12 protein-coding genes are annotated in these 12549 nt (G+C 60.3%); 10 read left to right on the forward strand and 2 right to left on the reverse strand.

Annotated features, from left to right (window positions below; all coding sequences use genetic code 11):
* Positions 1 to 155: 155 nt before the first annotated feature.
* The 6 genes from dapC (at position 156) to LOY38_RS24220 (ending at position 5661) form a co-directional block, all read left to right on the forward strand.
* Positions 156 to 1355, forward strand: coding sequence for a succinyldiaminopimelate transaminase (dapC, locus tag LOY38_RS24195; protein ID WP_258697366.1), 1200 nt, complete (start codon positions 156 to 158; stop codon positions 1353 to 1355).
* 169 nt (positions 1356 to 1524) lie between these two features.
* Positions 1525 to 2253 carry a peptidase M12 gene (locus tag LOY38_RS24200; RefSeq protein ID WP_258697367.1) on the forward strand — a complete coding sequence of 243 codons (729 nt, stop codon included), beginning with the start codon at positions 1525 to 1527 and terminating at the stop codon, positions 2251 to 2253.
* 245 nt (positions 2254 to 2498) lie between these two features.
* Positions 2499 to 2861 (forward strand): ArsC family reductase, encoded by a 363-nt coding sequence (locus LOY38_RS24205; RefSeq protein ID WP_258697368.1) that lies wholly within the window; start codon positions 2499 to 2501, stop codon positions 2859 to 2861.
* A 33-nt stretch (positions 2862 to 2894) separates the two neighbouring features.
* Positions 2895 to 3929, forward strand: coding sequence for a 2,3,4,5-tetrahydropyridine-2,6-dicarboxylate N-succinyltransferase (dapD, locus tag LOY38_RS24210; RefSeq protein WP_258697369.1), 1035 nt, complete (start codon positions 2895 to 2897; stop codon positions 3927 to 3929).
* Positions 3930 to 4051: 122 nt separating this feature from the next.
* Complete coding sequence (locus LOY38_RS24215; RefSeq protein WP_258697370.1) at positions 4052 to 5257, forward strand: aminotransferase class V-fold PLP-dependent enzyme; 1206 nt, start codon at positions 4052 to 4054, stop codon at positions 5255 to 5257.
* Entirely contained in the window at positions 5254 to 5661 is a 408-nt protein-coding gene (locus LOY38_RS24220; RefSeq protein ID WP_258697371.1) for a SufE family protein, read from the forward strand. Before LOY38_RS24215 ends, LOY38_RS24220 begins: the two co-directional genes overlap by 4 nt.
* 93 nt (positions 5662 to 5754) lie before the next feature.
* Here LOY38_RS24220 and tcdA read toward each other — a convergent pair whose 3' ends face one another.
* Positions 5755 to 6579, reverse strand: a complete 825-nt coding sequence (tcdA, locus tag LOY38_RS24225; RefSeq protein ID WP_258697372.1) for a tRNA cyclic N6-threonylcarbamoyladenosine(37) synthase TcdA — start codon at positions 6577 to 6579, stop codon at positions 5755 to 5757.
* A 281-nt stretch (positions 6580 to 6860) separates the two neighbouring features.
* On the opposite strand from tcdA, the gene LOY38_RS24230 reads away from it, so the two are divergent.
* The 4 genes from LOY38_RS24230 to LOY38_RS24245 all read left to right on the forward strand — a co-directional run bounded on the left by LOY38_RS24230 (position 6861) and on the right by LOY38_RS24245 (position 12094).
* Entirely contained in the window at positions 6861 to 9452 is a 2592-nt protein-coding gene (locus LOY38_RS24230) for a glycosyltransferase (RefSeq protein WP_258697373.1), read from the forward strand.
* Positions 9453 to 9671: 219 nt separating this feature from the next.
* Positions 9672 to 10823 (forward strand): succinyl-diaminopimelate desuccinylase, encoded by a 1152-nt coding sequence (dapE, locus tag LOY38_RS24235; protein ID WP_258697374.1) that lies wholly within the window; start codon positions 9672 to 9674, stop codon positions 10821 to 10823.
* Complete coding sequence (locus tag LOY38_RS24240; RefSeq protein WP_258697375.1) at positions 10823 to 11632, forward strand: putative RNA methyltransferase; 810 nt, start codon at positions 10823 to 10825, stop codon at positions 11630 to 11632. The genes dapE and LOY38_RS24240 overlap by 1 nt, the downstream gene beginning before the upstream one ends.
* 84 nt (positions 11633 to 11716) lie before the next feature.
* Positions 11717 to 12094 carry a hypothetical protein gene (locus tag LOY38_RS24245; protein WP_258697376.1) on the forward strand — a complete coding sequence of 126 codons (378 nt, stop codon included), beginning with the start codon at positions 11717 to 11719 and terminating at the stop codon, positions 12092 to 12094.
* Positions 12095 to 12210: 116 nt separating this feature from the next.
* Here the strand turns inward: LOY38_RS24245 and LOY38_RS24250 are convergent, their stop codons facing one another.
* Positions 12211 to 12420, reverse strand: a complete 210-nt coding sequence (locus LOY38_RS24250; RefSeq protein ID WP_007964248.1) for a cold-shock protein — start codon at positions 12418 to 12420, stop codon at positions 12211 to 12213.
* Positions 12421 to 12549 lie beyond the last annotated feature (129 nt).

Below are 12549 nucleotides of genomic sequence, written 5' to 3' on the forward strand. Positions count from 1 at the left end.
ACCAACAATTTTCCCTGTGGGAGCGGGCTTGTGTGGCGAGGGAGCTTGCTCCCGCTGGGTCGCGAAGCGGCCCCAAAAGCTTTGCGACTGCTGCGCAGTCGAACGGGAGCAAGCTCCCTCACCACAAGCCCGCTCCCACATAAATAGAGGCCCCCATGAACAACGCTCTGAACCAGTTGCAGCCCTACCCGTTCGAAAAGCTCCGCGCCTTGCTCGGCAGCGTCACGCCAAATCCGGACAAACGCGCCATCGCGCTGTCCATTGGCGAACCGAAGCACCGCTCGCCAGGCTTTGTCGCCGAAGCCCTGGCAAGCAATCTGGATCAGATGGCCGTGTACCCGACCACCCTCGGCATCCCGGCCTTGCGCGAAGCTATCGCCGCCTGGTGCGAACGCCGTTTCAGCGTTCCTGCCGGCTGGCTCGACCCGGCGCGTAACGTGCTGCCGGTCAACGGCACCCGCGAAGCGCTGTTCGCCTTCACCCAGACCGTGGTCAACCGTGGGGACGATGCGCTGGTGGTCAGCCCGAACCCGTTCTATCAGATCTACGAAGGCGCGGCGTTCCTGGCCGGAGCCAAGCCACATTACCTGCCATGCCTGGACGAAAACGGCTTCAACCCGGATTTCGACGCCGTTTCGCCAGACATCTGGAAGCGCTGCCAGATCCTGTTCCTGTGCTCGCCGGGCAACCCGACCGGCGCGCTGATCCCGGTTGAAACCCTGAAAAAACTGATCGCCCTGGCCGACGAATACGACTTCGTGATCGCCGCCGACGAGTGCTACAGCGAACTGTACTTCGACGAACAGACCCCGCCGCCGGGCCTGCTCAGCGCCTGCGTGGAACTTGGCCGCAAGGATTTCAAACGCTGCGTGGTATTCCACAGCCTGTCCAAGCGCTCCAACCTGCCGGGCCTGCGCTCGGGGTTTGTCGCCGGTGATGCCGACATCCTCAAGGGTTTCCTGCTGTATCGCACTTACCACGGTTGCGCGATGCCAGTGCAGACGCAATTGGCCAGCGCTGCCGCGTGGAACGACGAAGTGCATGTGCGCGCCAACCGTGCGCTGTATCGCGAGAAATACGATGCGGTACTGGAAATCCTCAGCCCGGTAATGGATGTGCAGCGCCCGGATGGCGGTTTCTACCTGTGGCCGAACGTACAAGGCGACGACGCGACATTCTGCCGGGATCTGTTTGCCGAAGAGCATGTGACCGTGGTGCCGGGTTCCTACCTCTCCCGCGAAGTGGATGGTGTCAACCCGGGCGCCGGACGCGTGCGCATGGCGCTGGTCGCGCCGCTAGCGGAGTGCGTGGAAGCGGCTGAACGGATTCGCGCTTTCATTACTCGCCACAAGTAACCCGTGTATGCCCGTGCCAGGCAATCTGGCGCGGGCATTTTTCATATCAAGTTACAGTTCATATAACTTTATACCTCACCTGCCTGCTGACCGGACATTAGTCTTGTTGCAGCGCACCTTGCTGCGCCTGAATAACTCTTTACTCTGAACTTCACGGAAGAAGTCAACGATGAACGACCTTCAACACTGCAGGCTTATACAGTGGCCGGACGATCAAGCGGCTTATGACGCTGCCATTAACGAGAACCCTGCCAATGCCGGTTTCACCGGTACAACTCGCCGCAAACGCTCGGTGGTCAACTACTCGAAACTGTGGGCCAACGGTCGCACGTTGAAAATCGCCTTCATGGACAGTCCTGAGGCCGACCATAAGCAGAAGATCATCGGCGCAGCCAGCCAGTGGTTGCCGTATATCAACTTGAGCTTTGATTTTGTCGATGGCTTGCAAGGCGACATTCGGATCGCCACCAAGAACAACGACAACAGCTCAATGCTGGGCACCGATGCGCTATTGATTCACCCCGACTGGCCCACCATGAACCTGGGCGTCAAACCCGACCATGAAGACTTCGAGGTGATTGTGACTCACGAATTCGGCCATGCACTGGGGGCGATGCATGAACACCAGCATCCACAGGCAAACATCCCTTGGGACAAGCCGAAAGTGTATGAGTTTTACCAGAACCGCGAGATGAACCCACTCACTCGGGAAGAAGTGGACAGAAACCTGTTCGCGCCATTCAACACGGTGGATGCGATTTATACCTCCTACGACAGAAGATCCATCATGCACCACCCGGTGGCGAATACGTTGACGCTGGGCGACTGGGAAGTCTCGATCAACCGCAAGATCAGTAAAAAAGACAAGCGTTTGATGAAACTACTCTACCCAAAATAAACCAATCGACTCCCTCGCCCTTATCGAGCTTCATTAACAGTGTCCGCACGGCGCAATGCTCTGCGGGCAGCATTGAAGTGCCATATTAGCCCCTTAGACTGCTGGCTGACCGTCGCACCCATGTCGCACGGAACATCTGATGGCCAAGTCAAAAAGACAAACCCGACCACAGCCGACGCGAAACCGTCCGGTCATGGCATAATCCTTCACCTTTTATTTCCAGCACCTGCAAAGGGGGCAATTCCTTGACCGTTTCAAGCAAAACGTTGCACCTTTTCGGCATCAAAGCTTGCGACACCATGAAAAAGGCGCGCACCTGGCTTGATGAACACGCTGTCAGCTATGACTTCCATGATTACAAAGCAGTCGGAATCGACCGTGAACACCTGACTCAGTGGTGCGACGAGCACAGCTGGCAAGTGGTGTTGAACCGTGCAGGCACGACCTTTCGCAAGCTCGACGACGAACGCAAAGCCGATCTCGACCAGCCGAAAGCCATCGAACTGATGCTCGCACAACCTTCGATGATCAAGCGCCCGGTGCTTGATCTCGGTGACCGAACCCTGATTGGCTTCAAGCCAGATATCTACGCGGCAGCGCTCAAGTGAGGCCGCCCGTTCCATTTTGTTAGAGGTATCAACATGTCCACTACCCTGTTCAGCCTGGCCTTTGGTGTCGGCACTCAAAACCGTCAAGGCGCATGGCTGGAAGTGTTTTACGCGCAGCCACTGCTCAACCCGTCGGCCGAACTGGTCGCTGCCATTGCGCCGGTTCTGGGCTACACCGAAGGCAATCAGGCCATCGCGTTCAGCACCGCTCAGGCTTCGCAACTGGCTGAAGCCCTGAAAAGCGTCGACGCTGCACAAGCGGCACTGCTGACCCGTCTGGCCGAGAGCCACAAGCCGCTGGTCGCCACACTGCTGGCCGAAGACGCGCAACTGACCTCCACGCCTGAGGCTTACCTCAAGCTGCACTTGCTGTCCCATCGTCTGGTCAAGCCACATGGCTTGAACCTGGCCGGGATCTTCCCGTTGCTGCCGAACGTGGCCTGGACCAGCCAGGGCGCGATCGATCTGGCCGAACTGGCCGAACATCAACTGGAAGCCCGCCTGCGCGGCGAGTTGCTGGAAGTGTTCTCGGTGGACAAGTTCCCGAAAATGACCGACTACGTGGTTCCGGCCGGCGTGCGTATCGCTGACGCGGCCCGTATTCGTCTGGGGGCTTACGTGGGTGAAGGCACCACCGTGATGCACGAAGGTTTCGTCAACTTCAACGCCGGCACCGAAGGCCCGGGCATGATCGAAGGCCGTGTGTCGGCAGGCGTGTTCGTCGGCAAGGGCTCGGACCTGGGCGGCGGCTGCTCGACCATGGGCACCCTGTCGGGTGGCGGCAACATCGTGATCAAGGTCGGCGAAGGCTGCCTGATCGGCGCCAACGCCGGTATCGGCATCCCGTTGGGCGACCGCAACACCGTTGAGTCGGGCCTGTACGTGACGGCCGGCACCAAGGTTGCGCTGCTGGACGAGCACAACAAACTGGTCAAAGTGGTTAAAGCCCGTGAACTGGCCGGTCAGCCTGACCTGCTGTTCCGCCGCAATTCGGAGACCGGTGCCGTGGAGTGCAAAACCCACAAATCGGCCATCGAACTGAACGAAGCGCTGCACGCTCACAACTAAGCGTCGCATGATCACCTGTGGGAGCGGGCTTGCTCGCGAAGAGGCCCTTGAGGCCGCCAAAAGCTTCGCGGGCAAGCCCGGCTCCCACTGGGTTCGGCGTACCCCCACCAGGGCCCGATAGCATGATGATTCCCTCTCCCTGGCGCGCCGATTTTCCGGCCATCGCCGCATTGCAACGGCAAGACCAGACCTATCTGGACAACGCCGCCACCACGCAAAAACCTCAAGCCCTGCTGGATGCCCTGGCGCATTACTATGCCAACGGCGCGGCCAACGTGCATCGGGCGCAACACTTGCCCGGCGCCCATGCCACCCAGGCATTCGAGGACAGCCGCAGCAAAGTTGCTCAATGGCTCAATACCGGCGATTGCGGGCAGATTATCTTTACCCACGGCGCGACATCCGCGCTGAACCTCCTGGCCTATGGTCTGGAACACCTGTTCAATCCGGGCGATGAAATTGTCATCAGCGCGCTGGAGCATCACGCCAACCTGTTACCGTGGCAGCAACTGGCCCACCGTCGCGACTTGAAATTGGTGATTCTGCCGCTGAATGTCGACGGTTTGATTGACCTTGATGCCGCCGCGCAGTTGATCGGTCCGCGAACCCGTTTGCTGGCGGTCAGTCAGCTGTCCAACGTGCTTGGCGCCTGGCAACCGTTGCCCGCGCTGCTGGCGCTGGCCAAAGCGCACAACGCGCTGACCGTGGTCGACGGCGCTCAAGGCGTGGTCCATGGTCGGCACGACGTGCAGGCGCTGGGTTGTGACTTCTATGTATTTTCCAGCCACAAGCTCTACGGGCCCGATGGCCTGGGCGTGCTGTTCGGGCGCAACGAAGCGCTGCGGCAACTGCGCCCCTGGCAGTTCGGCGGCGAAATGGTGCTGGATGCCAACTACCACGACGCACGCTTTCGTCCAGCGCCGCTGGGGTTCGAGGCCGGTACGCCGCCGATCGCCAGTGTGATCGGTCTGGGCGCGACCCTGGACTACCTCGCAGGGCTGGATCAGGACGCCGTGTCCGCCCACGAAGCGGCGCTGCATGACTATTTGCTCAAAGGCCTTGAAGCGCGCAACGGCATTCGCCTGCTGGGCAAACCGCAACTGGCGCTGGCCTGTTTTGTCGTCGAAGGTGTGCATAACGCTGATCTGGCGCATTTGCTGACCGAACAGGGAATCGCCGTGCGCGCCGGTCATCATTGCGCCATGCCGTTGCTTAAAAGCTTTGAACTGGCCGGAGCGATTCGGGTGTCGCTGGCGTTGTACAACGACTCCGAAGACCTGGAGCGCTTCTTTGAAGCACTGGATCAGGCGCTGGAGTTGTTGCGATGACCTTGCCCGCCGATGCCGTCACGGCGCTGGACACATTTCAGAAGGCTGCGAGCTGGGAACAGCGGGCTCGGTTGCTGATGCAATGGGGCGAGCGTCTGCCTGCGTTGAGCGATGTGGATAAAGTCGAGGCCAACCGGGTGCATGGCTGTGAAAGCCAGGTGTGGCTGGTCGGTGCGTTGCAGGATGGGCATTGGCAATTCAGCGCCAGCAGCGATGCGCGCTTGATTCGCGGGTTGGTGGCGTTGTTGCTGGCGCGGGTTAACGGGTTGTCAGCGGTTGAGTTGCAGCAGGTGGATTTGCCGGAGTGGTTCAATCAGCTTGGACTGAGCCGGCAGCTTTCCCCGTCGCGCAGTAATGGCCTCAATGCCGTGCTCCAACGGATGCGGAGCCTGAGCGACATGTAGGAGCTGCCGAAGGCTGCGATCTTTTGATCTTTGGCGTCAGTGTTCACGCTAAAAAATCAAAAGATCGCAGCCTTCGGCAGCTTCTACGCGGGTTTATGCTTCAGCTTGGGTTTTAACCCGATCCGCCGGCCGTCGAACGCCTGCCACAATCTTATCCACAGCCTTGGTCGCCGCGACCATGCCGAACGTCGCCGTCACCATCATCACCGCGCCAAAGCCCCCGGCGCAGTCGAGCTTCACGCCATCACCGATAAAGCTCTTCTGCAGGCAAATGCTGCCATCGGGTTTCGGGTAGCGCAGTTGCTCGGTGGAAAACACACACGGCACACTGTAGTGACGGGTCACGGTACGGGAGAAGCCGTAGTCGCGGCGCAGCGTGGAACGCACTTTCGACGCCAGCGGGTCGTTGAACGTACGGTTCAGATCACAGACCTGAATCAGCGTCGGATCAATCTGCCCGCCCGCGCCGCCAGTGGTGATGATCTGGATCTTGCGCCGCTTGCACCAGGCGATCAGCGCCGCCTTGGCGTTGACGCTGTCAATGCAGTCGATCACGCAATCGATGTTCGGTGTGATGTACTCGGCCATGGTTTCGCGAGTGACGAAGTCCGCCACCGCGTGCACCGTGCAGTCCGGGTTGATCCCACGCAGGCGCTCAGCCATCACCTCGACCTTGGGTTTGCCGACGGTGCTGTCCAGCGCATGCAGCTGGCGATTGGCGTTGCTGACGCAGACGTCGTCCAGGTCGAACAGCGAAATCTCGCCCACACCACACCGGGCAACGGCTTCCGCCGCCCAGGAACCGACGCCACCGACGCCAACGATCGCCACATGGGCTGCGCGCAAGCGCTCCAGGCCGTCGATGCCATACAAACGGGCGATGCCAGCAAACCGCGGATCTTCTGTACTCATGACCATTACCCCAAAAACCGGCGCGCATTATAGGGCTGTCGGCGGCCAAGAGCACCTTTGGGCTGTGGACGGCAGTCTTGACGGCTTCAATTGACTACAAATTTATTGGAATTGAGCTACAGCGTCCCGGTCGAAGAACTTAAGTCGACCTGGATTGCCCAATGTCGGGCGTTTCCCTGTTCGCTGTACGGTCAGAGAACCTCCAGTGTAGGATGCGCGCCCCTGCCACCTGGCAGCCGGCCGCCAACCGTTCCTTCGTTCCACAGCCTTTGGAACCCGAAAAAGCTATGTCATCGCGTAAATTTGGACTCAACCTGGTCGTGGTGCTCGCCATCGCTGCCTTGTTTACCGGCTTCTGGGCGCTGGTCAATCGCCCGGTCACCGCCCCCAACTGGCCTGAACAGATCTCCGGCTTTTCGTACTCGCCGTTCCAGCAAGGCCAGTACCCACAGAAAGAGCAGTATCCGACCGACGATGAAATGCGTCGTGACCTGGAGATCATGAGCAAGCTGACGGACAACATCCGTACCTACTCAGTCGACGGCACGTTGCAAGACATCCCGAAACTGGCCGAAGAGTTCGGCCTGCGGGTCACCCTGGGGATCTGGATCAGCCCGGACCAGGAACGCAATGAGCGCGAGATTCTGCGCGCCATCGAACTGGCCAACACTTCCCGCAGCGTGGTTCGCGTGGTTGTAGGTAACGAGGCGATCTTCCGTAAGGAAATCACCGCCAAGGACCTGAGCGTGATCCTTGATCGTGTCCGTGCCGCCGTTAAAGTGCCGGTGACCACGTCCGAGCAGTGGCACGTCTGGGAAGAGCACCCTGAACTGGCCAAGCACGTCGACCTGATCGCTGCTCACGTTCTGCCCTACTGGGAGTTCATTCCGGTGGACAAGGCTGGTCAGTTCGTTCTCGACCGCGCCCGCGACCTGAAAAAAATGTTCCCGAAAAAGCCGCTGCTGCTCTCCGAGGTCGGCTGGCCGAGCAACGGCCGTATGCGCGGTGGCGCCGACGCGTCGCCGGCGGACCAGGCGATTTATCTGCGGACCTTGGTCAACAAGCTCAATCGCCAGGGCTTCAACTACTTCGTGATCGAAGCCTTTGACCAACCGTGGAAGGCCAGTGACGAAGGTTCGGTGGGCGCTTACTGGGGCGTTTTCAACGCCGCGCGCCAGCAGAAATTCAACTTTGAAGGCCCGGTCGTCGCGATCCCGCAATGGCGGGTGTTGGCTATCGGTTCGGTGGTGTTGGCTCTGCTGTCCCTGACCCTGCTGATGATCGACGGCTCGGCCTTGCGTCAACGTGGCCGCACCTTCCTGACCTTTATCGCGTTCCTGTGCGGTTCGGTGTTGGTATGGATCGGTTATGACTACAGCCAGCAATACAGCACCTGGTTCAGCCTGACGGTGGGTTTCTTGCTCGCCCTCGGTGCACTCGGGGTGTTTATCGTGCTGTTGACCGAGGCCCATGAATTGGCCGAAGCGGTCTGGACTCACAAGCGTCGACGTGAATTTCTGCCGGTGGTCGGCGATTCGGACTACCGACCGAAAGTGTCGATTCACGTACCTTGCTACAACGAGCCGCCGGAGATGGTCAAACAGACCCTCAACGCCCTGGCCAACCTCGACTATCCGGACTTCGAAGTCCTGATCATCGACAACAACACCAAGGACCCGGCGGTCTGGGAACCCGTGCGCGATTATTGCGAAACCCTCGGCCCGCGCTTCAAGTTCTTCCACGTGGCGCCATTGGCCGGATTCAAGGGCGGCGCGCTGAATTACCTGATTCCGCACACCGCCAAAGATGCCGAAGTGATTGCGGTGATCGACTCGGACTACTGCGTGCACCCGAACTGGCTCAAGCACATGGTGCCGCACTTCGCCGACCCGAAAATCGCCGTGGTGCAGTCACCGCAGGATTATCGCGACCAGAACGAAAGCACCTTCAAGAAGCTCTGCTACGCAGAATACAAAGGCTTCTTCCACATCGGCATGGTCACCCGCAACGACCGTGACGCGATCATCCAGCACGGCACCATGACCATGACCCGGCGCTCGGTGCTCGAGGAACTGGGCTGGGCCGACTGGTGCATCTGTGAAGACGCCGAGCTGGGCCTGCGGGTGTTCGAAAAAGGCTTGTCGGCGGCGTATTACCACGACAGCTACGGCAAAGGCCTGATGCCCGATACCTTTATCGACTTCAAGAAACAGCGTTTCCGCTGGGCCTATGGCGCGATTCAGATCATCAAGCGTCACACCGCCAGCCTGCTGCGCGGCAAGGACACCGAACTGACCCGTGGCCAACGCTACCACTTCCTCGCGGGCTGGCTGCCGTGGGTGGCGGACGGCATGAACATCTTCTTCACCGTCGGCGCGCTGTTGTGGTCGGCGGCGATGATCATCGTGCCGCAACGAGTCGATCCACCGCTGCTGATTTTCGCGATCCCGCCGTTGGCGCTGTTCGTGTTCAAGGTCGGCAAGATCATCTTCCTGTACCGCCGTGCAGTCGGCGTCAACCTGAAGGATGCGTTCTGCGCGGCATTGGCCGGGCTGGCGTTGTCGCACACCATCGCCAAAGCGGTGCTGTATGGCTTCTTCACCAGCAGCATTCCGTTCTTCCGTACACCGAAAAATGCCGATAACCACGGCTTCTGGGTGGCCATCTCGGAAGCACGCGAAGAGGTGTTCATCATGCTGCTGTTGTGGGGCGCAGCGCTGGGGATCTTCCTGGTGCAAGGCCTGCCGAGCAACGACATGCGCTTCTGGGTGACCATGTTGCTGGTGCAGTCGCTGCCGTACCTGGCCGCGCTGATCATGGCGTTCCTGTCGTCGCTGCCCAAACCTTCGACCGAAGCCGCGCCACTGCCGGCCGTCTAAATCAACACAGATGCACTAAACGGCGGCCAATGGCCGCCGTTTTGCTTTAAGATAACCGCCATTTTGCAGGCCTTGGCGGGACTCGGTTTAACGGCCGAACTCAATACCTGTGGGAGCGGGCGTGCTCGCGAAGCTTTTGGCGTCAGTGATGACGCCTTCGCGAGCAAGCCCGCCCCCACATTTAGACCGCGCCCATATTCAAGTTTTCCGGAGTTTCCCATGACGGCCCACGCCGACCTTTCGCCGACCCTTCAACTCGCCATCGATCTGATCCGCCGTCCGTCCGTGACGCCGGTCGACGCCGATTGCCAGAAGCAGATGATGCAGCGCCTGGGCGATGCCGGTTTTACGCTTGAACCGATGCGCATCGAAGATGTGGATAACTTCTGGGCGACCCACGGCAAACACGACGGCCCGGTGCTGTGCTTCGCCGGCCATACCGATGTGGTCCCGACCGGCCCGGTGCAAGCCTGGCAGATCGACCCGTTCGACGCGGTGATCGACGAGCACGGCATGCTGTGCGGCCGTGGCGCGGCGGACATGAAAGGCAGCCTCGCCGCCATGACCGTGGCAGCCGAGCGTTTCGTCGTCGACTATCCGGATCACAAGGGCAAGGTGGCATTCCTGATCACCAGCGACGAAGAAGGCCCGGCCCACCACGGCACCAAGGCTGTGATCGAACGCCTCGCCGCGCGCAAGGAACGCCTGGACTGGTGCATCGTCGGTGAACCGTCGAGCACCACACTGGTGGGCGATGTGGTCAAGAACGGCCGTCGCGGTTCCCTCGGCGCCAAATTGACCGTGCACGGCGTGCAGGGCCACGTGGCCTATCCGCACCTGGCGAAGAACCCGATCCACCTCGCCGCGCCGGCCCTGGCCGAACTCGCCGCCGAGCACTGGGACCACGGCAACGATTTCTTCCCGCCGACCAGTTTCCAGATTTCCAACGTCAATTCCGGCACCGGCGCGACCAACGTGATTCCGGGTGACCTGGTGGCGGTGTTCAACTTCCGCTTCTCCACCGAGTCCACAGTCGAAGGCCTGCAAAAACGCGTCGCCGATATCCTCGACAAGCACGGTCTGGACTGGCACATCGACTGGGCGCTGTCCGGCCTGCCGTTCCTCACAGAGCCGGGCGCGCTGCTCGATGCAGTGTCGGCGAGCATCAAGGACATCACCGGTCGTGACACCAAGGCGTCCACCAGCGGCGGCACGTCCGACGGACGTTTCATCGCGACCATGGGTACCCAAGTGGTCGAACTCGGGCCGGTCAATGCGACGATCCACCAGGTCAACGAGCGCGTACTGGCGGCCGACCTCGACGTGCTAACCGAAATCTACTACCAGACTTTGATCAAGTTGCTCGCCTGATGCTCGCCTGCCCGATCTGCAGCGAACCGCTGAACGCGGTGGACAACGGCGTGGCCTGCCCCGCCGGGCATCGTTTCGACCGCGCACGGCAGGGTTACCTGAACCTGCTGCCGGTGCAGCACAAGAACAGCCGTGACCCTGGGGATAACCAGGCGATGGTCGAAGCCCGACGCGACTTTTTGAACGCCGGCCATTACGCGCCAGTGGCCAAGCGTCTGGCGGAACTGGCCGCGCACTACGCGCCCCAGCGCTGGCTGGACATCGGTTGTGGCGAGGGTTATTACACCGCGCAAATCGCCGACGCCTTGCCCAACGCCGATGGCTATGCGCTGGACATCTCCCGGGAAGCGGTCAAACGCGCCTGCAAACGCAACCCGGCGCTAACCTGGTTGATCGCCAGCATGGCCAGGGTGCCGTTGGCCTCTGGCAGTTGCCAGTTTCTCGCCAGCGTGTTCAGCCCGCTGGACTGGGAAGAAGCCAAACGCCTGCTCAGCCCCGGCGGCGGCTTGATGAAAGTCGGACCGACCAGCGGCCACCTGATGGAATTGCGCGAGCGGCTGTACGACGAAGTGCGCGAGTACACCGACGACAAGCATCTGGCTTTGGTGCCGGAAGGCATGGCGCTGGCGCACAGTGAAACCCTGGAGTTCAAACTGACGCTGGTTAATGGTCAGGATCGCGCGAACCTGTTGGCCATGACGCCCCACGGCTGGCGCGCCAGTGCCGAACGCCGGGCGGCAGTCATTGAGCAGATCGAACCATTCGAGGTCACTGTGTCGATGCGCTACGATTATTTCGTTCTGCAATAACTCTTAATTTTTTGGTCTTGAGCAAACAGCTTGAGGCCGGCTAAATCCGCGAATGGATTTTTCAGACCCGCAGTGAGGACATCCATGCGCCAACCCGATATCGAGATTTACCTGAAAGACGCCGACGTCGACTACAAGGCCATCGCAGCCTGGCTCGGCGCGGCTTTAGGCCCGTGCACCGATTGGGTTCAGAAAGGCCAGACCTACAAGTGCAAGGCCGGCAACGTGCCGGTCACCTGGCTGCCGAAAGCCGTCGGCAAATGGAACAGCCTGTACCTGGAAAGCGACCAGACCCCATGGGAAGACGACATCGCCTGCGCCCGCGCTGCGTTTGCCGCGCTGAACGTCGAAGTACGTTGTGCGCCGGGCAGTTGGGTCGAGGAAGAAGGTGAGGAGACGGCCGATCGCTGGATGCGCATCAGCGCTGACGGTGAAGAAGAAATCACCTGGAAAACCGTCTGACACTGATCGTTCCCACGCGCCGCAAAGGAATGCCTCAACGGACGCTCCGCGTTCGGCTGTGAAAGGGACGCAGAGCGTCCCGGGCTGCATTCCCACGCAGAGCGTGGGAACGATCTTCAGAGACCCACCACATCCTCAGCCTGCAAACCCTTCTCCCCGGTCACCACCGCATACTCAACCTGCTGACCTTCAGTCAACGAGCGGTGCCCTTCGCCGCGGATCGCGCGGTAATGCACGAACACGTCCACCCCGTCCTCGCGCTGAATAAAGCCATAACCCTTGGCGTCATTGAACCACTTCACATTGCCGGTTTCGCGCGTTGCCATATCTGGTTACCCCTTGTTTTTATTTTGAACGGCCGAGTATATGACAGCCATCAAAACTCTCAACTCAAGTTTACTTAGCCGCTTTTTTGCCGATTTTCGGTGAATACGGCACACTATCGCCCGCCCGAG

It is taken from the genome of Pseudomonas sp. B21-015, from assembly GCF_024749285.1.
Taxonomy (GTDB): Bacteria; Pseudomonadota; Gammaproteobacteria; order Pseudomonadales; family Pseudomonadaceae; genus Aquipseudomonas.

Coding starts and splice junctions, on each gene's coding strand:
- dapC (WP_258697366.1), top strand. CDS start 156: ATGAACAACGCTCTGAACCAGTTGCAGCCCTACCCGTTCGAAAAGCTC.
- LOY38_RS24200 (WP_258697367.1), top strand. CDS start 1,525: ATGAACGACCTTCAACACTGCAGGCTTATACAGTGGCCGGACGATCAA.
- dapD (WP_258697369.1), top strand. CDS start 2,895: ATGTCCACTACCCTGTTCAGCCTGGCCTTTGGTGTCGGCACTCAAAAC.
- LOY38_RS24215 (WP_258697370.1), top strand. CDS start 4,052: ATGATGATTCCCTCTCCCTGGCGCGCCGATTTTCCGGCCATCGCCGCA.
- LOY38_RS24220 (WP_258697371.1), top strand. CDS start 5,254: ATGACCTTGCCCGCCGATGCCGTCACGGCGCTGGACACATTTCAGAAG.
- tcdA (WP_258697372.1), bottom strand. CDS start 6,579: ATGGTCATGAGTACAGAAGATCCGCGGTTTGCTGGCATCGCCCGTTTG.
- LOY38_RS24230 (WP_258697373.1), top strand. CDS start 6,861: ATGTCATCGCGTAAATTTGGACTCAACCTGGTCGTGGTGCTCGCCATC.
- dapE (WP_258697374.1), top strand. CDS start 9,672: ATGACGGCCCACGCCGACCTTTCGCCGACCCTTCAACTCGCCATCGAT.
- LOY38_RS24240 (WP_258697375.1), top strand. CDS start 10,823: ATGCTCGCCTGCCCGATCTGCAGCGAACCGCTGAACGCGGTGGACAAC.
- LOY38_RS24245 (WP_258697376.1), top strand. CDS start 11,717: ATGCGCCAACCCGATATCGAGATTTACCTGAAAGACGCCGACGTCGAC.
- LOY38_RS24250 (WP_007964248.1), bottom strand. CDS start 12,420: ATGGCAACGCGCGAAACCGGCAATGTGAAGTGGTTCAATGACGCCAAG.